Annotated in this window: 14 protein-coding genes; 12 read left to right on the top strand and 2 right to left on the bottom strand. The window is 67.2% G+C overall.

Annotated features, from left to right (window positions below; genetic code table 11):
* Entirely contained in the window at positions 1–2,868 is a 2,868-nt protein-coding gene (locus tag ASC94_RS09005; protein ID WP_056393509.1) for a glycosyl hydrolase 115 family protein, read from the bottom strand.
* A 139-nt stretch (positions 2,869–3,007) separates the two neighbouring features.
* The gene (locus tag ASC94_RS09000; RefSeq protein ID WP_229417219.1) at positions 3,008–4,252 is read right to left on the bottom strand and encodes an SGNH/GDSL hydrolase family protein; all 1,245 of its coding nucleotides are present in this window, start codon (positions 4,250–4,252) and stop codon (positions 3,008–3,010) included.
* Between the two features lie 93 nt (positions 4,253–4,345).
* On the opposite strand from ASC94_RS09000, the gene ASC94_RS08995 reads away from it, so the two are divergent.
* From ASC94_RS08995 to ASC94_RS08940, 12 genes are all read left to right on the top strand, one after another.
* Complete coding sequence (locus ASC94_RS08995; protein ID WP_056393506.1) at positions 4,346–5,743, top strand: enolase C-terminal domain-like protein; 1,398 nt, start codon at positions 4,346–4,348, stop codon at positions 5,741–5,743.
* A 21-nt stretch (positions 5,744–5,764) separates the two neighbouring features.
* Entirely contained in the window at positions 5,765–6,964 is a 1,200-nt protein-coding gene (locus tag ASC94_RS08990; protein ID WP_056393504.1) for a fumarylacetoacetate hydrolase family protein, read from the top strand.
* A 34-nt stretch (positions 6,965–6,998) separates the two neighbouring features.
* Positions 6,999–7,766, top strand: a complete 768-nt coding sequence (locus ASC94_RS08985; protein ID WP_056393502.1) for an SDR family NAD(P)-dependent oxidoreductase — start codon at positions 6,999–7,001, stop codon at positions 7,764–7,766.
* Positions 7,763–8,653 carry an SMP-30/gluconolactonase/LRE family protein gene (locus ASC94_RS08980; protein WP_229417218.1) on the top strand — a complete coding sequence of 297 codons (891 nt, stop codon included), beginning with the start codon at positions 7,763–7,765 and terminating at the stop codon, positions 8,651–8,653. The genes ASC94_RS08985 and ASC94_RS08980 overlap by 4 nt, the downstream gene beginning before the upstream one ends.
* A 1-nt stretch (position 8,654) precedes the next feature.
* Positions 8,655–10,421, top strand: coding sequence for an IlvD/Edd family dehydratase (locus tag ASC94_RS08975; RefSeq protein ID WP_056393499.1), 1,767 nt, complete (start codon positions 8,655–8,657; stop codon positions 10,419–10,421).
* A 154-nt stretch (positions 10,422–10,575) separates the two neighbouring features.
* Entirely contained in the window at positions 10,576–11,586 is a 1,011-nt protein-coding gene (xylF, locus tag ASC94_RS08970; protein ID WP_056393497.1) for a D-xylose ABC transporter substrate-binding protein, read from the top strand.
* 16 nt (positions 11,587–11,602) lie between these two features.
* A complete protein-coding gene (xylG, locus tag ASC94_RS08965; RefSeq protein ID WP_056393494.1) occupies positions 11,603–13,126 on the top strand; it encodes a D-xylose ABC transporter ATP-binding protein in 1,524 nt (507 codons plus the stop codon).
* A gap of 126 nt (positions 13,127–13,252) precedes the next feature.
* Positions 13,253–14,386 carry a sugar ABC transporter permease gene (locus tag ASC94_RS08960; protein ID WP_056393492.1) on the top strand — a complete coding sequence of 378 codons (1,134 nt, stop codon included), beginning with the start codon at positions 13,253–13,255 and terminating at the stop codon, positions 14,384–14,386.
* A 25-nt stretch (positions 14,387–14,411) separates the two neighbouring features.
* Entirely contained in the window at positions 14,412–16,802 is a 2,391-nt protein-coding gene (locus ASC94_RS08955; protein ID WP_056393490.1) for a glycoside hydrolase family 3 N-terminal domain-containing protein, read from the top strand.
* Between the two features lie 88 nt (positions 16,803–16,890).
* On the top strand, positions 16,891–19,584 hold the full coding sequence (locus ASC94_RS08950; RefSeq protein ID WP_056393488.1) for a hypothetical protein: 2,694 nt from the start codon (positions 16,891–16,893) through the stop codon (positions 19,582–19,584).
* A gap of 81 nt (positions 19,585–19,665) precedes the next feature.
* On the top strand, positions 19,666–20,460 hold the full coding sequence (locus ASC94_RS08945; RefSeq protein ID WP_056393486.1) for an ABC transporter substrate-binding protein: 795 nt from the start codon (positions 19,666–19,668) through the stop codon (positions 20,458–20,460).
* A 101-nt stretch (positions 20,461–20,561) separates the two neighbouring features.
* A complete protein-coding gene (locus ASC94_RS08940; RefSeq protein WP_056393484.1) occupies positions 20,562–21,695 on the top strand; it encodes a branched-chain amino acid ABC transporter substrate-binding protein in 1,134 nt (377 codons plus the stop codon).
* Positions 21,696–21,708: the final 13 nt, after the last annotated feature.

Genomic DNA, 21,708 nt, shown 5'->3' with positions numbered 1-21,708 from the left:
TTACGGCGCTTTCGGGCTTTCCGGGGGGCCGAGGTAGCTCGGCTTCAGGCCGCCAGCGTCGATCACCAGTTTTTGCAGCACCAGCGCCGGATCCACCGCCCGGAACTTGAGCGTGTGCGCGCCGGCCGCCAGCTTATGCCTGGTCTTGAACACCACCGCGCCGTCCGACACCGCGCGCTCCCAGAAGCGCTGGGAGCCGTCCGCGTGCACGTTCACCACCTGGGGTTCCTCGCCGTCGAAGGACACGGCGTAGCGGAAGCCCTCGCCCGGCTGGAACTTGAGCGTGGGCGCCAGGGTGGTGTGCAGCGTAACTTCGCCCGCCGTCAGCAGGTGCACCTTGTATTCAAGCCGCATGCCTTCGGCTGCGCCGGGCACGGACAGCGCCGCGCTGGCGGGCAAGGTGGTCATGGCGGACAGCGTACGGCCATGGTCAGGAATGCGCAGCCACTGCCAGCCCTCCTTCGCCACCGCGTCCGCATAATGCTCCGCCTCGATGGCGATCACGCCCTGCGATTCCACGAAGCTGCCGGGGGCCGCCTGCACCGGCCGGCGCACCGGCACCTTGACGCGCGTCTTGCCGCCCGCGCCTTCGATGGTCAGCGTGGCTTCCAGCGGGCCGGCGCCGCGCGGCAGGTCCGCCCAGCGCACGTCCACCATCACGCGCTTCTCGCGCACCACACGCCCTGCCGCGCTGCTCAGCACCACCCACGGCTCGCTGGCGGTGATGGTGTAGTTGAAGGCCTGCTGGCCGCGATTGAAGACCTCCAGCCAGCGCGCCTGCCTGCTTTCCGCATCCAGCACCGGCAGCGCCAGCTTGTCGGCGTTCTGGCCGGGCCATGCGAACTCGCTGCCCTCCACCGCCACGCCCATGTCGCTGGCCCGGCCCACCTGCACTTCGGACACCGCCGGCATCACGTTGCGCGGCGGCTGGTTCCAGTAGGTGTAGCCCAGGTGGGTCTGCGACATCATGTGGTTCCACTTGCCGTCGCTGACGTCTTCCATGTACTGGCGCGCCAGTTCCGCGTCCTGCTTGAACAGGCCGCGCACACGCTCGGCCAGGTCGTTGGTGGATGCGCGGCCCTGCCTGCCGTACAGCTGGTTCTGCGCCGCCAGCACATACATGTCGTTCACCACCGAGCCCGCCTTGGCCGGGTACTGCACCAGCTGGAAGAAGGCGTCGCGCAGGTTGGACGGCAAGGCCGCGTCTATCCGGTCCGCCCGCCCCGCCAGATCCCTGTATTCCCCCGCGATGCGCGCCGCCTCGTTGTAGTTCACCTGGCTGTAGGTGCCCGGTTCCAGCTGCTCCGGCTTGCGGCGGCCGTTGTACTTGGTGTACCTGGCCACGATGTCCGCAATCTCGTCCGCATGCTGCGCGCCGAATTCACGCCTGGCCCACAGTTTCAGGTAATCCGGCAGGCGCTCGGCCGGCCAGGCCGCAGGGTTCCAGGCATACGTGAGGAAGAACTCGATCGGCACTTCCATCGGCTTCAGGTCGCCCACGTTGACGATCCACATGCGCTTCGCATCGTATTCGTAGGCCAGCCGCATCTGCTCCCAGATCTTCGGAATCGGCGTCACGTTCAGCCACTTGTAAGAGCGCGGGCCGCCCACGTAGTCGAAGTGGTAGTACACGCCCGCGCCGCCGGCGCGCTTGCGCTCCTCGGGCGTGGGCAGGCGGCGGATGTTGGCCCAGTTGTCGTCGCACCACAGCAGCAGCACGTCGTCCGGCACGCGCATGCCCTTCTCGTAGTATTCCTGCACTTCCTTGTACAAAGCCCACACCTGCGGCACCTTGCTCATGTCCGGGTTGATCTGCTGCGCGATGATCTCGCGCTGGTCCTTCACGATGCGCTCCAGCAGGGCCACGTTGGATTCCTCGGACATCGGCTCGTCGCCGTCGCCGCGCATGCCCAGGGTGACGATCTTCTCCGTGCCCTTCGACGCGCGCAGGCCGCCGCGCCAGAAGTCCTTCAGCACGCTCTCGTTCTTGCTGTAGTCCCAGGCGCCCTTGCCGTAGCGGTCCCACTCCTTGTGGGCGCGCATCATGGGCTCATGGTGCGAGGTGCCGATCACCACGCCGTACTCCTCGGCGCGCACGCCGTTGAGTTTATCGTCGTCGAAGAAGGCGGCGTCCCACATGGCGGGCCACAGGTAGTTGCCGCGCAGGCGCAGCAGCAGCTCGAACACTTTTTCGTAGAACTCGTGCTTGTAGCCGCCGTAGCGCTGCTTGGCCCAGCCGGTCAGCGCGGGCGCTTCGTCGTTGAGGAAGATGCCGCGGTACTGCACCGCAGGCGCGTCGCTGACGCGGGCGGGCGCGCTGGCGTAGACGTCCTCGTGCTGCGCCGGCGGCACGTCGGCCCACCAGTACCAGGGCGATACGCCGATCTGCTCGGAGATCTCGTAGATGCCGTAGATGGTGCCGCGCTTGTCGCTGCCGGCCACCACCAGCGCGCGCTCCACGCCCGGCAGGGGGTTCTTGAGGGTCTGCACCTGCCAGGCTTCCCACTTGCCCTTGATGGCGGAAACGTCCAGCGCGCCAGACTGCACCAGCTTGTCGATCAGGGCGCTCTTGCCGACGGTGCCGATGATGACCACGTCCGCGCCCGCCATGGCGCCGCCTTTCTGCAGTACGGGGCGCACGCCGCTCACGCGCAGGATGTCGCCTTGCAGGTCGCCGGCGGCGCGCAGCACGCCGGCGTGGTCGGCAGGGTCGACCAGCAGTTTGGCGGCGGCGCCGGACTGCACCAGGGCCACCGGGTCGCCGGCGGGGCGTTCGAAAGCCACGAAGGATTTTTGGCCCAGCGCCAGCGCGGGCAAGGCGCAGGCCAGCAGGAGGGCGGCGCAGGCTGCCCTGGTGATGAATGTCATTCGTTTGTCTCCGATTGGCCCTTGCACGGGCCTAGTTTTGTTTTATTGGTCAATCATGGGCGGCGGGTTACGCACTGCGCGCTAACCCGCCCTACGTAGGGCGGGTTAGCGCGCGAGCGCGTAACCCGCCAAGCCTGCCTCAGCGCCGCACCGCGCACTGGCGCAGCGCGTCCAGCGGCACCGCGTCCGCCATGGCGCGGAAGCCGGCCGGCGAGGGATGCAGGCCGTCGCCCTTGTCGCGCTCCTTCAGCAGGTGCGAAGGCCGGGCCGGATCGCGCAGCGCGGCATCGAAGTCTGCCACGCCGTCGAACACGCCGGAGGTCCGTATCCAGTTGTTCAGGGCCACGCGGTCTGCCTCGTTGTCCGCGTTGGGACGGTAGTAATCCGAACCCGAATATGGCGAAACCGTGCCGCCGATCACGCAAATACCCTGCGCATGCGCGCGCTCCACCAGCTGGCGATGCGCCGTCATCATATCGTCCAGCAGCTTCTTGCGTGCTTCCGGCGAGTTGTCGCCGTTGCGGTGCTGCCCGCCCAGGTCATTCACGCCTATCATCACGATGGCATGGGTAACGCCGCTGCGGGCGATCACGTCGCGGTCAAAGCGGGACACCATGTTCGGCCCCAGCCCGTCGCGCAGCAGGCGGCCGCCGCCGATGCCTGCGTTGACCACGCCCATGACCTGCCCTTCGCGGGCGAAGCGCGCCGCCAGCAAATCCGGCCAGCGGTCGTTGCCGTCGGTGGTGGAGCCGTTGCCGTCGGTGATGGAGTCGCCGATGGCAACCACCGCGCCCACGCTGCGCGGCGCCTGCACTTCCACGTCGGCCAGCGCATACCAGCGTTCCACCTTGGCGGCGGCCGGCCATTCGGCGTCCATCACACGGTTGCCCTTGATGACGAAGCTGTTGGTGCGCGAGCCGGGGTGGCCGGTCTGGCGCGCAGGTTCGCCCTTGAAGTACATGGAAATGGCCAGGTCGGCGCCGGCCTTGTGCTCCAGCGCCACCGGATCGCTGTAGTACTCGCCGCCGGAGGGGATCAGGACGCTGGTGCGGCCGTTGAAAGTCAGCGGGCGCGCGCTGGCGCCGTCGACGTCTGCCTTGCCGGGTGCCTTGGCCAGCGCCACGGCGGCGCCCTCCAGCACCAGCGGCGCGGTGCCGTAGGTGTTGCTGATGCGGACCCGCAGCCGGCTGCCGCCCAGCGAAAGATGAACGATCTGGCGCAAGCTCGCGTCGCGCCAGTGTTCCGCGGCCAGCTCGTTCTGCCCTTCCGGGATCATCACTGCGGTGCCCCAGGACGCCACCCAGTGCGCCTCCGCCGCCTTGCCGGAGTCCACCGCCGCAGAGGCGGCAGGGGCGGTACATGCAGCAGCGGCTGCAAACAACACGCCTGAAAACCAGGCGCATAACTTGTGTTGACTTGACCGCATAAATCCCTCACACTTGTGTTATGTTAGCGCTATTCATTTTAGGACAAAGCGATGGTACACGCAACAAATCAAATTTCGCGCAGCCCCAGGATCACTGAAATGCAGGTGATCCCGGTGGCAGGCTACGACAGCATGCTGCTCAACCTGTGCGGCGCGCACGCGCCCTTCTTCACCCGCACCCTGGTGCTGCTGAAAGACAGCTCGGGCCACACCGGCATGGGCGAGGTGCCGGGCGGCGCCGGCATCCTGCAGGCGCTGGAGAAAGCCGTCCCGCTGGTGGTAGGCACCGAGATCGGGCGCTACAACCGCACGCTGAACGCGGTGCGCCAGTCCATCGCCGGCAAGGGCGGCGGCCACCAGCACCAGGTCACTTCGGCCGCCGAAGCCGCAGTGCTCAAGCAGCCGCACGAAATCAACCTGCGCCTGGAAAACGTGGTCACCGCGATTGAAGCGGCGCTGCTGGACCTGGCCGGCCAGCACCTCGGCGTACCGGTGTGCGAACTGCTGGGCGCTGGCCAGCAACGCGACAGCGTGCCCATGCTGGCCTACCTGTTCTACATCGGCGACCGCCGCCGCACCGACCTGCCCTACCTGGAGCGCAGCGGCGCCGGCTCGGACAGCAGCTGGTATCACATGCGCCACCAGGAAGCGCTGACGGCGGAAGCCATCGCCGACCAGGCCGCAGCCACGGTGGAGAAGTACGGCTTCCGCGACTTCAAGCTGAAAGGCGGCGTGATGCGCGGCGCCGAGGAGATGGAAGCGGTCGCCGCAATCAAGAAGCGCTTCCCCGAGTCGCGCGTGACGCTGGACCCGAACGGCGCCTGGTCGCTGGACGAATCCATCGCCCTGTGCAAAGGCCAGGGCCATATCCTGGCTTACGCGGAAGACCCTTGCGGCCCGGAGAACGGCTATTCCGGCCGCGAGATCATGGCCGAGTTCCGCCGCGCCACCGGCATCCAGACCGCCACCAATATGATCGCCACCGACTGGCGCCAGATGGCCCACTCGCACCTGCTGGGCGCGGTGGACATTCCGCTGGCCGATCCGCACTTCTGGACCATGCAGGGTTCCGTGCGCCTGGCGCAGCTGTGCCACGACTGGGGCCTGACCTGGGGTTCGCATTCGAACAACCACTTCGACGTGTCGCTGGCCATGTTCACCCATGCCGCAGCTGCCGCGCCGGGCCGCATCACCGCCATCGACACGCACTGGATCTGGCAGGAAGGCCAGGAGCGCCTGACCCGCAACCCGCTGCAGATCGCCGGCGGCGAAGTACAGGTGCCACAAGCGCCAGGCCTGGGCATCGAACCGGACATGGACCGCATCATGGCCGCGAATGCGCTGTACAACAAGGTAGCGACCGGCGCGCGCGACGACGCCATGGCCATGCGCTACCTGGTGCCCGGCTGGACCTATTCGCCCAAGCTCCCCAGCCTGGGCCGCGACTAAAACAATTAAAGGATAGAGACAATGACTTTTGCTCAAGTTACCCAGACGCTGCCTGCCGACCTGGAACATGCCCTGCTGGTTGGCCGCGTATGGCGCGGCGGTGCGATCAACGGCCCCAGCGTGGTGGTGGTGCGCAATGGCGAAGTGTTCGACATCACGGCGCATGCGCCCACCGTGTCCGACCTGTTCGAGCGCAGCGACCTGGCTGCCTTTGCGCGCAGCGCGCAGGGCGAATCGCTGGGCCCCGTGCAGCGCCTGGTCGACAGCGCGCTGGCGGTCCACTCGGACGCGGAAGTGCCGCAGCTGCTGGCCCCGTGCGACCTGCAGGCCCTGAAAGCCTGCGGCGTCACCTTCGCCGTGAGCCTGCTGGAACGCGTGATCGAAGAACAGGCCGGCGGCGACAAGAGCCGCGCCGACGCGCTGCGCGCCTCGCTGCTGGAATCCATCGGCGCCGACCTGTCCAGCATCAAGCCCGGTTCGCCGGAAGCGGAAAAGCTGAAGCAGCAATTCATCGCGCGCGGCGCCTGGTCGCAATACATGGAAGTGGGCATCGGCCCGTACGCGGAAGTGTTTTCCAAGTCGCAGCCCATGTCGGCGGTCGGCTTCGGCGCGGACGTCGGCCTGCACCCTGAATCGAAGTGGAACAACCCGGAGCCGGAGATCGTACTGGCCGTGAACAGCCGGCGCGAAGTGGTGGGCGCCACGCTGGGCAACGACGTGAACTTGCGCGACATCGAGGGCCGCAGCGCCCTGCTGCTGGGTAAAGCCAAGGACAACAACGCCTCCTGCGCCATCGGCCCCTTCATCCGCCTGTTCGACGGCGGCTTCACCATGGACACGGTACGCAACGCCGAACTGCGCATGGTGATCGAAGGCGCGGAAGACGGCTTCCGCCTGGACGGCGCCAGCTTCATGCGCGAAATCAGCCGCGACCCGCTGGACCTGGTGTCGCAGACCAGCGGCGCGCACCACCAGTATCCGGACGGCTTCATGCTCTTCCTCGGCACCATGTTCTCGCCGATCAAGGACCGCGGCGAAGCGGGCGCCGGCTTCACCCACCACATGGGCGACCGCGTGACCATCACCAGCCCGGCACTGGGCGCGCTGATCAACCACGTCCACCGCAGCAACGAGATCACCCCCTGGACCTTTGGCGTACGCGCCCTTTACAACAACCTGGCCGCACGCGGCCTGCTGAACAACCCGAATGGAGCGAAATAAGATGGTGGCGCCTGTAACAACTGAACGCAAACCCATGGTGTACGCCACCTACCACGACCTGGCCGAGAAGCTGGTGGTCATCACCGGCGGCGGCACCGGCATCGGCGCCGCCATGGTGGACGCCTTCGCCAAGCAGGGCGCGCAGGTGGTGTTCCTCGATATCGCCGAGGAAGCCTCGCGCGAACTGGAACAATCGCTGGCCGGCTGCAAGCGCCCGCCGCGCTTCATCCGCTGCGACCTGACCGACCTGGACGCGCTGGGCAATGCCTTCGCCGCCATCCAGATCGATTTCGGCAAGGTGGACGTGCTGCTCAATAACGCGGCCAACGACAACCGCCACCAGGTCAAGGACGTGACCGGCAAGTACTGGGACGACAGCCTGGCCGTGAACCTGCGCCACCAGTTCTTCTGCGCGCAGGCCGTGGCGCCCGGCATGAAAGCCAAGGGCGGCGGCGTGATCCTGAACTTCGGCTCCATCTCCTGGCACCTGGCGCTGCCGCAGCTGTCGCTGTACATGACGGCCAAGGCCGCCATTGAAGGCCTGACGCGCGGCCTGGCCCGCGACCTGGGCCCGGACGGCATCCGCGTCAACACCATCATCCCCGGCTCGGTGAAGACCCCGCGCCAGATGGCGCTGTGGCATTCGGCCGAAGACGAAGCTGCCATCCTGGCGGCGCAGTGCCTGCACGAGCGCGTGGAAACCGAGGACGTGGCCGCGCTGGCCCTGTTCCTGGCCTCCGACAACGCTGCCCGCTGCTCCGGCCGCGATTACTTCGTCGACGCAGGCTGGTACGGCGCATGAACGCAGTGATGGCCACCACGCAGCCAGGCTGCATCTGGGAGCTGGGCGCCAAGCTCGGCGAAGGTCCGTTCTGGCACGCCGCCGAAGCGGCGCTGTACCTGGTGGACATCAAGGGTCAGCGCCTGCACCGCTGCGCCGAAGACGGCAGCGCGCAGCAAAGCTGGGTCATGCCGGCCGAAACCGGCTTTGCGTTGCCGATGGCGGACGGTGGCCTGGTCTGCGGCCTGCCCGGCAAGCTGCTGCGCTTTTCACCGGAGACCGGTGAATTCGCTCCGCTGCTGGAGCTGGAAGCGGACATCCCCGGCAACCGCCTGAACGACGGCTACGTGGACAGCCACGGCGCACTGTGGTTCGGCTCCATGGACAACGGCGAAAGCGCGCCCACCGGCGCGCTGTACCGCCTGTCCGCCGATGGCGCGCTGCAAAAGAAGGACGACGGCATCATCATCACCAACGGCCCGTGCCACAGCCCGGACGGCCGCACCTTCTACCACACCGACACGCTGGCCAAAGTGGTGTATGCCTACGACGCCGCGCCGGACGGCAGCCTGTCCAACAAGCGCGAATTCGTGCGCACGGCCGCCCCCGGCCATCCGGACGGCTCGGTGGTGGACGCCGAAGGCTGCGTGTGGGTCGCCATGTTCGGCGGCGCGCGCGTGGACCGCTACTCCCCGCAGGGCGAGGTGATCGATACCGTCGCCTTCCCCTGCCCCAACATCACCAAGGTGGCATTCGGCGGCGCGGACCTGCGCACCGTGTTTGCCACCACCGCCTGGAAAGGCATGACGGACGCGGCGCGCGCCGCCCATCCGCTGGCCGGCGGTGTATTCTCGTTCCGTGTGGAGACCCCGGGACAGCAGCAACATCAATACAAAGGAAACCTGTAACATGACCCGCCGCTATCGCTCGCAAGACTGGTTCGACAATCCAGACCATATCGACATGACCGCGCTGTACCTGGAGCGCTTCATGAACTACGGCATCACGCCGGAAGAACTGCGCAGCGGCCGTCCGATCATCGGCATCGCGCAGTCGGGCAGCGACATCAGCCCGTGCAACCGCATCCACCTGGAACTGGCCAAGCGCGTGCGCGACGGCATCCGCGACGCGGGCGGCATCGCCATGGAATTTCCGCTGCACCCGATCTTTGAAAACTGCCGCCGCCCCACCGCCGCCATCGACCGCAACCTGGCCTATATGGGCCTGGTGGAGATCCTGCACGGCTACCCGATCGACGCGGTGGTGCTCACCACCGGCTGCGACAAGACCACCCCGGCCCAGATCATGGCCGCCGCCACGGTGGACATCCCCGCCATCGTGCTGTCGGGCGGGCCGATGCTGGACGGCTGGCTGGACGGCGAGCTGGTAGGCTCGGGCTCGGCCATCTGGAAAGCGCGCCGCCGCCTGGCTGCGGGCGAGATCGACAACGAAAAATTCCTGCAGATCGGCGCCGCGTCCGCGCCGTCGGCGGGCCACTGCAACACCATGGGCACCGCCTCCACCATGAACGCCATCGCCGAAGCGCTGGGCATGTCGCTCACCGGCTGCTCGGCCATTCCGGCGCCGTACCGCGAGCGCGGCCAGATGGCCTATGAAACCGGGCGCCGCATCGTGGAGCTGGCCAAGCAGGACATCCGCCCTTCCAGCATCCTGTCGCGCGAAGCCTTCCTGGACGCCATCGTGGTCAACGCCGCCATCGGCGGCTCCACCAATGCGCAGCAGCACATTGTCGCCATGGCGCGCCATGCCGGCGTGGAGCTGCGCGAATCGGACTGGATGGAATACGGCCACGACGTGCCGCTGCTGCTGAACATGCAGCCGTCCGGCAAATACCTGGGCGAGCGTTTCCACCGCGCCGGCGGCGTGCCCGCCATCATGTGGGAGCTGGAACAGAAGGGCAAGCTGCGCTCGCAGCGGCCCACCGTCACCGGCAAGACCATGGCGGAGAACCTGCAGGGCCGGGAATCGAACGACCGCGAAATGATCACGCCGTTCGACCAGCCGCTGAAAACCAAGGCCGGCTTCTTTGTCCTGAAGGGCAACCTGTTCGACTTCGCCATCATGAAGACCTGCGTGATCTCGCCGGACTTCCGCGCCCGCTACCTGGAACGCGCCGGCGCGGAGAACGTGTTCGAGTGCCGCGCCGTGGTGTTCGACGGTTCCACCGACTACCACAACCGCATCAACGACCCGTCGCTCAACATCGACGAGAACTGCATCCTGGTGATACGCGGCGCCGGCCCGGTGGGCTGGCCCGGTTCGGCCGAGGTGGTGAACATGCAACCGCCGGATGCGCTGATCAAACGCGGCATCCTGAACCTGCCGACCCTGGGCGACGGCCGCCAGTCCGGCACCTCGGACAGCCCGTCCATTTTGAACGCGTCGCCGGAAAGCGCGGTGGGCGGCGGACTGGCCTATGTGCGCACCGGAGACACCATCCGCATCGACCTGAACACCGGCAGCTGCGATATGCTCATCACGGAAGAAGTGCTGGCGGCGCGCAAGGCGGAAGGCATACCGGCGGTGCCGCCAAGCCAGACGCCGTGGCAGGAACTGTACCGCTCCACGGTGGGCCAGATGCACGACGGCGCCTGCATGGAGCTGGCGGTGAAGTACCGTGGCGTAGCGGACACCATGCCGCGCCATAACCACTAGGCGGCTCCGGCGGGTTACGCGCCTGGCGGCGCTAACCCGCCCTACGATGCACCGATGCACCGATGTACCGATGTAAAAAAATAGACGTAGGGCGGGTTAGCGGGCAAGGCCCGCGTAACCCGCCAAGCGCATAACCTACCTTAGGAGACCTTAGATGAACACCAAACTGAAAGCAGTAGCAGCAATCGCGGGCGCAGTCATGGCCCTGTCCAGCGGCTTCGCGCACGCCGACGCCAAGAACCCGAAAATCGGCTTCTCGATCGACGACCTGCGCGTGGAGCGCTGGACCCGCGACCGCGACTTCTTCAACGCCGAAGCCGAAAAGCTGGGCGCCAAGGTGTTCGTCCAGTCGGCCGACGCCAGCGAGCAGCGCCAGATCGCCCAGATCGAAAACCTGATCTCGCGCGGCGTGGACGTGCTGGTCATCGTCCCCTACAACGCCACGGTGCTCAACAACGCCATCCGCGAGGCCAAGAAGGCCAAGATCAAAGTGGTTTCCTACGACCGCCTGATCCTGAACTCCGACATCGACGCCTACATCTCCTTCGACAACGTGAAAGTCGGCGAGCTGCAGGCCGACGCCGTGACCAAGCTCAAACCGAAGGGCAACTACTACCTGCTGGGCGGCGCGCCCACCGACAACAACGCCAAGATGCTGCGCGAAGGCCAGATGAAAGTGCTGCAGCCGCTGGTGGACAAGGGCGACATCAAGATCGTCGGCAAGCAGTGGGTGAAGGACTGGAGCGCGGCCGAAGCGATGACCATCGTGGAAAACGCGCTGACCGCCAACGGCAACAAGATCGACGCCATCGTGGCCTCCAACGACGGCACCGCCGGCGGCGCCATCCAGGCGCTGACCGCGCAGAAGCTGGGCGGCAAAGTGCCGGTGTCCGGCCAGGACGCCGACCTGGCGGCCGTCAAGCGCGTGATCTCCGGCACCCAGGCCATGACGGTCTACAAGCCGCTCAAGCTGATCGCCTCCGAAGCAGCCAAGCTGGCCGTGCAGCTGGTGCGCAACGAGAAGCCGGCCTACAACGCGGTGTACGAAAACGGCATGAAGAAGGTGGACACCATCCTGCTCAAGCCTATCCCGCTGACCAAGGCCAACGTCAACGTGCTGGTTGACGACGGCTTCTACACCAAGGCCCAACTGTCCACCAACTGACCGGCGGCGACCCAGCATGGCCGACTATCTTTTGGAAATGAGAGGCATCGTCAAGCAGTTCGACGGTGTGAAAGCGCTTAACGGAATCGACATCAAGATGAAGGCCGGTGAATGCATCGGCCTGTGCGGCGAGAACGGCGCCGGCAAGTCCACCTTGATGAAGGTGCTGTCCGGGGTCTACCCGCACGGCACCTGGGACGGCGAGATCCTGTGGAAGGGCGAGCCGCTGCGCGCCCAGTCCATCCGCGACACGGAGGATGCCGGCATCGTCATCATCCACCAGGAACTGATGCTGGTGCCGGAATTGTCGGTGGCGGAGAATATCTTCCTCGGCAACGAGATCACCCTGCCCGGCGGGCGCATGGACTATGCGGCCATGAACCGCCGCGCGGCCGAGATCCTCACCTGGCTCAACATCCGAGACGTGAACGTGGTGGAGCCGGTGAAGAACTACGGCGGCGGCCACCAGCAGCTGATCGAGATCGCCAAGGCACTCAACAAGCGCGCGCAGCTGCTGATCCTGGACGAGCCGTCCTCGTCGCTGACGGCGTCCGAAATCCAGGTGCTGCTCACCATCATCCGCCGGCTCAAGGCGGAGGGCGTGACCTGCGTCTACATCTCGCACAAGCTGGACGAAGTGGAAGCGATCTGCGACACCATCGTGGTGATTCGCGACGGCCAGCACATCGCCACCACGCCGATGAGCGAGATGAACGTGGACCGCATCATCGCGCAGATGGTGGGGCGCGAAATGAACCAGCTCTACCCGCAGCGCAAGCATGCGCCGGGCGAAGTGGTGTTCGAGGCGCGCAACATCAGCTGCTACGACGCCGACAACCCGGCGCGCAAGCGGGTGGACAACATCTCCTTCACGCTGCGCAAGGGAGAAATCCTCGGCATCGCGGGGCTGGTGGGCGCGGGGCGCACCGAACTGGTGTCGTCCATCTTCGGCGCCTACCCCGGCGCGCACGAAGGCGAAGTGTGGCTCGACGGCCGGAAGCTCGACACCAGCACGCCGCAAAAGGCGATCAGGGCCCGCCTGGCCATGGTGCCGGAAGACCGCAAGCAGCACGGCATCGTGCCCGATTTGAGCGTGGGGCAGAACATCACGCTGTCGGTGCTGGGCCAGTACGCGCGCGCCACGCGCATCGACCAGGAAGCGGAGCTGAAGACCATCCGCAGCGAAATCGCCAGCGTGAAGCTCAAGACCGCCAGTCCCTTCCTGCCGATCACCGGGCTCTCCGGCGGCAACCAGCAGAAGGCCGTACTGTCCAAGATGCTGCTCACCAAGCCGAAGATCCTGATTTTGGACGAGCCCACGCGCGGCGTGGACGTGGGCGCCAAGTTCGAGATCTACCAGCTGATGTTCGACCTGGCCGCGCAGGGCATGTCCATCATCATGGTGTCGTCCGAGCTGGCCGAAGTGCTGGGCATCTCCGACCGCGTGCTGGTGATAGGCGAAGGCCAGCTGCGCGGGAATTTCGACAACGACAACCTGAGCCAGGAAACCGTGCTGGCTGCGGCGCTGGATCAGGCCTAGCGGGCATGGCGGGTTACGGCTCCGCCTAACCCGCCCTACGTGAAACCCATCCGCTACCCGTAGGGCGGGTTAGCGCGCAGCGCGTAACCCGCCAAGCCAGGTCCGCCAAGAAAACAAGAGACAACCATGAACATCAAAAAACTATTCACGCAATACAAAATGCTGGCCCTGCTGATCGCCATCGCGCTGATCTGGGGCTTCTTCAGCATGAAGACCGACGGCGGCTTCATCTCGCCGCGCAACCTCTCCAACCTGATGCGCCAGATGGCCATTACCGGCATCGTCGCCTGCGGCATGTCGCTGGTGATCATCGCCGGCGAAATCGACCTCTCGGTGGGCTCGCTGCTTGGCCTCCTGGGCGGCGTGGCCGCCGTGCTGGACGTCACGCACCACCTGTCCCTGCCCCTCAACCTGATGCTGGTGCTGGCGTTCGGCCTGCTGGTCGGCCTGTTCAACGGCTACCTCACCGCCTACCTGAGCATCCCCTCCTTCATTGTCGGCCTGGGCGGCATGCTGGCCTACCGCGGCATCGTACTGGGCGTGACCGGCGGTACCACCGTGGCGCCGGTATCGGACGACCTGGTCTACCTCGGCCAGGGCTACCTGCCGCCGCAGCTCGGCATCCTGCTCGGCGTGGCGCTGTTCGCCATCGCCGTGGCGCTCACCTGGCAGCAGCGCCGCAGCCGCGCGGAACACGGCCTGGAAGCGGCGCCGATGTGGCGCGACGCGGCCAAGGTGATCGCCATCGGCGCCATCGTGGCGGCCTTCGTGGTCACGCTCAATTCCTATGAAGGTATTCCGCTGCCGGTGCTGCTCCTGCTCGCGCTGCTGGGCATCTTCACCTACATGACCACGCAGACCGTGTTCGGCCGCCGCGTCTACGCGGTGGGCAGCAATATGGAGGCGACGCGCCTGTCCGGCATCAACGTGAAAGCCGTGAAGCTATGGATCTTCGGCATTATGGGCCTGATGTGCGCCCTGGCCGGCGTGATCAACACCGCGCGCCTGGCGGCGGGCTCGCCATCGGCCGGCACCGCGGGCGAGCTGGATGCGATCGCGGCGTGCTTCATCGGCGGCACCTCCATGCGCGGCGGCTCCGGCACCGTGTACGGCGCGCTGATCGGCGCGCTGGTGATGGCCAGCCTGGATAACGGCATGTCCATGCTGGACGTGGACACCTACTGGCAGATGATCGTCAAGGGCTTCATCCTCACGCTGGCCGTGTGGATCGACGTAAGCACGCGCTCGGCCAAGCGATAAGAATAAACACAACGGAGACAACGCAATGAGCAAAAACCGCAGGCAATTCCTGTCCACCGCAGGAAGCCTGGCGGGCCTGGCCGCCTTTCAGGCGCCCATGGCCCTCGCCGCCGCCGCAACGCCACTCTACAAAAACCCGTCCGCGCCGGTGGCCAGGCGCGTGCAGGACCTGCTGGGCCGCATGACGCTGGAAGAGAAGATCGAGCAGATGCAGTGCGTCTGGCAGGACAAGAAAAAGATCGAAGACGCGGCCGGCAACTTCTCGCCCGAGAAGGCCAGCCAGCTGCACCCGCACGGCATCGGCATGCTGGGCCGCCCGTCGGACCGCCAGGGCCAGGCCGCTCCCGGCGGCGCGGCCGGCGACAGCGGCCGCCGCGTGAACCGCAACGCGCTGGAAACGGCAAGCTATGTGAACGCGGCCCAAAAGTGGGCCATGGAACAGACCCGCCTCGGCATCCCCATGTTCACGCACGAGGAAGCGCTGCACGGCTACGCCGCGCGCGACGCCACCAGCTTCCCGCAGTCGATTGCGCTGGCGTCGTCCTTCGACCCGGACATGGTGCGCAAGGTCTACGCCGTAGCGGCGCGCGAGATGCGCGCGCGCGGCTCGAACTTTGCGCTGGCGCCGGTGGTGGACGTGGCGCGCGAACCGCGCTGGGGCCGTATCGAGGAAACCTACGGCGAAGACCCTCACCTGGCCGGCGAAATCGGCAAGGCTGCCGTGCTGGGTTTCCAGGGCGAGAGCAAGCAGCTGGCCAGGGACAAGGTCTACACCACCCTCAAGCACATGACTGGCCACGGCCAGCCGGAAAGCGGCACCAACATCGGCCCGGCCGAAGTGACCGAACGCACCCTGCGCGAGGAGTTCTTCCCACCGTTCGAGAAGATCGTGAAGGAGACCAATGTGGCCGCCATCATGCCTTCGTATAACGAGATCGGCGGCGTGCCTTCGCACGCCAACCGCTGGCTGCTGCACAAAGTCACGCGCGAGGAGTGGGGCTTCAAGGGGCTGATGGTGTCGGACTACTTCGGCATCAAGGAGCTGATCACGCGCCACAAGCTGGCGGCCAACGCGAAGGAGGCGGCGCTGCGCGCGGTCAAGGCCGGGGTGGACATTGAAACGCCGGACGGCTTCGGCTACAAGGAACTGGCCGCGCTGGTGAAGGAAAAGCGCGTGTCGGTGGCCGAGATCGACGCCATGGTGGCGCGCATCCTGACGTTGAAGTTCCAGGCCGGCCTGTTCGAGCAGCCCTATGTGGACGCGGATGCCGCCGACAGGCTGACCGCCACGCCGGACGCCGTGGCGCTGGCGCGCGAGGCCGCGTGCCGCTCGGCCGTGCTCCTGAAGAACGACAAGGGCATCCTGCCGCTGGACCCGAAAAAGGTGGGCAAGGTACTGCTGCTGGGCACCCACGCCAAGGACACGCCCATCGGCGGTTACTCGGACGTGCCGCGCCACGTGGTGTCCATCTACGAGGGCTTGAAGGCGGAGAGCGAGAAGCACGGTTTCGAGCTGGCCTGGTCGGAGGGCGTGCGCATCACCGAGAGCCGCGTGTGGGGCGCGGACGAAATCGTCTTCACGCCGAAAGAGAAGAACGCCAGGCTAATCGCGGACGCGCTGGAAGCGGCGAAGACGGCCGACACCATCATCATGGTCCTGGGCGACAACGAGCAGACCAGCCGCGAAGCGTGGGCCGACACCCACCTGGGCGACCGCGAAACGCTGGACATGCTGGGCATGCAGAACGAGCTGGCGAAAGCCGTCTTCGACCTCGGCAAGCCCACCGTGGTGTTCCTGCTGAACGGACGCCCGCTGTCGGTGAACCTGCTGGCCGAGCGCGCGCCGGCGCTGATCGAGGGCTGGTATCTGGGCCAGGAAACCGGCCACGCGGCGGCGGACCTGCTGTTCGGGCGTGCCACGCCGGGCGGCAAGCTGCCGGTGTCGATTGCGCGCAGCGTGGGCCAGCTGCCCATCTTCTACAACCACAAGCCTTCCGCGCGGCGCGGCTATATCGACGGTTCGACCAAGCCGCTGTATCCGTTCGGTTTTGGCCTGAGCTACACCACGTTTGCGATCTCGGAGCCGCGCCTGGCCAAGGCCGCCATCCGCGTGGGCGAGTCCACCCAGGTGACGGTGGACGTGCGCAACACCGGCGCGCTGCTGGGCGACGAGGTGGTGCAGATCTACATCCGCGACGACGTCAGTTCCGTCACCCGTCCCGTGCTGGAGCTCAAGGCCTTCCAGCGCGTGACCCTGGCGCCGGGCGAATCGCGCACGCTCACCTTCGACATCAAGCCGTCCGACCTGTGGTTCTTCAATACCGACATGAAGCGCGTGGTGGAACCGGGCTCGTTCACCATCCACGCGGGGCCGAACAGCGTGGAGTTGAAATCGGTGAAACTGATGGTGAGCTGAGGCAAGCCGCCCTTGTGTTCGCCAGCCCACAGACGGGGGCGGCGCAAGGGCGCATTCTCGCGGGACCAACTGTCCGCAAGGTGATGCCATGCTGCCTCCGATCTCCAATGCGGCCGATGCCGCAGCCATTCCGCCCGTCCAGCCCATCGGTGCGCCGGCGGCCGGCGAAGCCGCAGCCGTGGCGCCGGCCGTGCTGAGCGCAGCGGCCACTGTCGAGTTTTCCGATCTGGCGCAGTTCCTGTCCACGGTGGCGCTCACGCGCAGGCAGCTGCAGGAGCTGCAAGGCGCGCCGGATACGCCGGCGCCGGGCGAGACCCAGCTGCAGCTGCTGAACAGCGCGGCGGACGCGCTGCGGCAGTCCTTCAACCAGCTGCCGCCGGCCTCCGCCGACCTCACCCCGCTGCTGACCAGCGACGACGGCAGCCGCACGCTCGCCGAGCGGCTGGCCGACACGCTGCGCCAGCAGGGCGCGGCCGGGCTGCCGGCGTCGCAGCTGGCCGCGCGCACGCTGGCGGACATCGGCCTGACGCTGGACCCGCTGGCGCCGGAATCGGCCAGCGACATACTGAACCTGAATCCGCGCCTGCTGGAGGCGGCGTTCCAGATCGACCGCGAGGGCACGCTGGACCTGCTGACGCGAACCACCGACGAGTTCAGCACCCTGGGCAACGCCCTTGCGCGCCAGGTCAGCGCCAATACGCCGCTGGAAGAGGTCTTGCCGGAGGCGCTGCAGGAGGAAACCACGGCCTCGCAGCTCCAGCTGTCCGACCAGGCGCTGCGCAACGCCATCATTGAAAGTGCGCCCGCGCTGACGCAGGCCGACATCCTGCGCCAGCAGCAGCTTGACGTGGCGCGCCAGGCGCTCGCCGAGCAGGCGGACAATGTGCTGGCAGAGACGCAGGCCGAACGCCTTGCGGCCAACCGTGCGGCAGAGGAACGCCAGCTCAACAGCACGCGCGAGCAGGACCTCGCGGCCACGGCGCTGGCGGACCGGCTGGAGAATGAGCGCCTGGCCGCCCAGCGCCAGGACGCGACTGCCCAGGCCATCCTGGCCGACCGGCTGGAGAACGAACGCATCGAGGTCCAGCGCCAGCAAGCCGACGCCCTCGCCACCCGCCAGGCGCTCGAAGCCCGGGTGACCCAAACCACTGCCGAGCAGCGCCTGGCCGACCAGCGCCTCGCCGACCAGCAGGCCGACGACCAACGCATCACCGAGCAGCGCGCCGCTGACCAGCGCCTCACCGCCCAGCGAACCGCCGAGCAACGCCTGGCCGACCAACAGGCCGACGAGCAGCGCATCAACGAGCAGCGCACCGCTGACCAGCGGCTCACCGCGCAGCGAACCGCCGAGCAGCGCCTGGCCGACCAGCAGGCCGACGAGCAGCGCGTCACCGAGCAGCGCACCGCAGATCAGCGCCTCACAGCCCAGCGTACCGCCGAGCAGCGCCTGGCCGACCAGCAGGCCGACGAACAGCGCGTCACCGAGCAACGCACCGCAGATCAGCGCCTCACAGCCCAGCGAACCGCCGAGCAGCGCCTGGCCGACCAGCAGGCCGACGACCAGCGCATCAACGAACAGCGCATCGCTGATCAGCGCCTCACCGCGCAGCGAACCGCCGAGCAGCGCCTTGCCGACCAGCAAGCCGACGAGCAGCGCGTCGCCGAACAGCGCACCGCCGACCAGCGCCTCACGGCCCAGCGTACTGCCGAGCAGCGCCTGGCCGACCAGCAAGCCGACGAGCAGCGCGTCACCGAGCAGCGCACCGCTGACCAGCGCCTCACCGCGCAGCGAACCGCCGAGCAGCGCCTGGCCGACCAGCAGGCCGACGAGCAGCGCGTCACCGAGCAGCGCACCGCTGACCAGCGCCTCATCGCGCAGCGAACCGCCGAGCAGCGCCTTGCTGGCCAACGGGCCGACGAGCAGGCCACCGAGCAGCGCCTGGCTGACCGGCAGGTGGACGAGTTGCGGCTTGCCGAGCAGCGCGCGGCCGACCTGCGTCTGGCCGCCCAGCGCACTGCGGACCTGCGCGTGACCGCTGAACGGTCGACCGGCCAGCGTGCCGCCGAGTTGCGTGCCGCCGAGCAGCAGGAGGCGGCCCAGCGCATTGATGCCCAGCGCATGGAAACCCAGCGCGCCCAAGACCAGCGCACGGAAACCCAGCGCATTGACGCCCAGCGCGAAGCCGACCGCCAGCAGCAACTGCGCGCCGCCCGGCAAGCCAACAACCCCGACGACCCCAACAACCTAAACACCCCAGCCGCCCAGCGCGCCGCCGAGCAGCGTGCCGCCGACCTGCGGCTGGCGGACAGCCAGCGCGTTGCAGACCAGCGCATCGCCGACCAGCGCCAGGTAGCAGACCAGCGCCTGGCCGCCGAACAGCGCGTCGCCGCCGAACAGCAAGCCGCGCGCAACGCCGCCGTCGCCTCGGCCAGCACCCTGTCCGGCACCGCCGCCGCTGCCGCCGCGTCGGCCGCCGACGCCGCAGCCGCCGCCGACGCGGCCGACGCCGCCGCCCAAGCCGCCGTGCAGGCCGCCGAAGCCCAGCGCGCCGACGCCGCGCGCGAAGCCAACCGCCAGCCGCCCCCCAACGCCGCCGACCCCGCACTGGCCGCCGCCATCGCCGCCTATAACTCCGCCAACATCGCTGCCGCCGCCGGCGCCCGTCCCGCCGGCCAGCCGCCCGCCGCCGATCGCATCCGCCCGGTAACGCCGGTCACCGCCGTCACGCCCGCCCAGCCAGTGGACAGCAGCGGCGGCGACACCGCCAGGACGCAGCGATGAGCGGCACGCCAGCCCGCCGCGCCCGCACGCGGCGGCTGATTTCTGCAATAATCAGTCGTCCAGAACCACACGAGCACCCGCATGCCGAACCCCAGCAAGCGCAACTTCCTGCGAACAGGTCCCCTGCTCGCTTGCGCCATGCTCGCCCCGGAGGCCATGGCCGATCCGGCTGCGCGTCCCGCGCCGCAGACGCTCACCCTGCTGCTCGGCGATACCCTGGACGCCAGCGGCAGGCAGCAGCAGCCCAAGCCCTGGCGCCGCAAACTGTTCACCTACCTGGAACAGGAACTGAACGTCACGTTTGATATCAAGGCCTACCCCTGGCCGCGCGCCGAACGCCGTGCGCGCGAGGGCGGTGGCCTGATTTTCGGCCTGCCGAAAACCGCCGACCGCCTGCGCGCGCTGCGCTACTCCGACCCCGCCTCCAGCAACACCCTCTGGCTGGTCACCCGCAGCGACGCCAGCTTCACCTTCCGCACCATCGACGACCTGCGCGGCAAAACCATCGGCGCGGTGCGCGGCTACACCTACGGCGACGATTTTGAACTCGGCCGCAACAAACTGTTCCGGGTGGACGAAGACATCGCCTCGCGCGCAACCCGCCTCCAGCGCCTGCTGCTCAAGCGGGTGGACGCCCTGCTGCTGTACCAGCCCTCGGGCGACAGCCCGGCCGAAATCGAAGCGGCGCTCGACCAGCTGATCCAGCCCCACCTGAAAGACCTGTCCCTGCCGCCCGGCGTGCGCCTGACCGTACTGCCCAAGCCCCTGCAAGTGGAAAACGGCATGCACTTTGCCATCGCCCGCAGCCACGACGATGGCCTGATCGACCGCATCAACAGCGCGCTGGCGCGCCAGCGCAGGGTGGCGCAGCGCTAGCGCACGCGCCGCCTGCTAGTGAGCGCTCCCACAAGTTTTCGGTTGCCCTGCCCCCGCCACTTGGCGATAATGCACCCGCATATCGACCACAAGGAGACGCAATGAATTTGAAACTGAGCACGGGCTTACTCGCCCTGCTGGGCGCCATCAGCGCCATGGGCAGCGCAGCGGCACAGGACACCATCGTGAAAATCGGCCACAGCGGCCCCCTGTCCGGCCCGCAGGCCTTTTCCGGCAAGGACAACGAGAACGGTGCCCGCCTGGCGGTGGAAGAACTGAACGCCAAGCCGATTACCGTGGCCGGCAAAAAGATCAAATTCGAACTGCAGTCCGAGGATGACCAGGGCGACCCGAAAGCCGGCGTGCAGGTGGCGCAGAAGTTCATCGACGGCGGCATCAAATACGTGGTCGGCCCCTATAACTCCGGCGTCGCCATCCCCGCCTCGCGCGCCTACAACGATGCCGGCGTGATCTTCGCCACCGTTGCCACCAATCCGAAAATCACGCAGCAGGGCTACAAGGGCCTGTACCGCGTGAACGCCAGCGACACCCAGCTCGGCTCGAAAATGGCCATGTACGCCGCGCAGGAACTGAAATTGAAGACCGTGGCCGTGATCGACGACCGCACGGCGTTCGGCCAGGGCGTGGCTGAAGAATTCAAGAAGCAGGCCAAGGCCTCCGGCATGACCGTGGCCGGCCACGAGTTCACCACCGACAAGGCCTTCGACTTCACGTCCATCCTCACCAAGCTCAAAGCCAAGAAGGTGGAAGCGATCTTCTTTGGCGGCTACGCGCCGCAGGGCGCACCGATGGCGCGCCAGATGAAGCAGCTGGGCATCAACGCCAAGCTGCTGGGCGGCGACACCATCTGCACCGCGGAAATGGGCAAGCTGGGCGGCGACGCGGTGGCGGACAATGTCCTGTGCTCGCAGGGCGGCGCGATCCTGGACAAGGCCGCCAGCGGCCCGCAGTTCAAGGCCGCGTTCAAGAAACGCTACAACCGCGACGCGGACGTCTACGCCGCGTCCTACTACGACGCCACCATGATGTACGCGCAAGCGATGCAGAAGGCCAATTCCCTCGATCCGGCCAAGGTGGGCGCAGTGATCTCGTCCACCGCCTACAAGGGCGTGGCGGGCACCTACGCGTTCGACGCCAAGGGAGATATGAAGGAATCGCCGGTGACCATTTTCACGTTTAAAAATGGCCAGCCGGCGCCGATTACGAGTTATTGATATGCGGCGGGTT

Source organism: Massilia sp. Root418 (assembly GCF_001425265.1).
In the GTDB taxonomy this organism is placed as follows: domain Bacteria; phylum Pseudomonadota; class Gammaproteobacteria; order Burkholderiales; family Burkholderiaceae_D; genus Rugamonas.
This window is presented reverse-complemented; position numbering and strand designations above follow the sequence as displayed.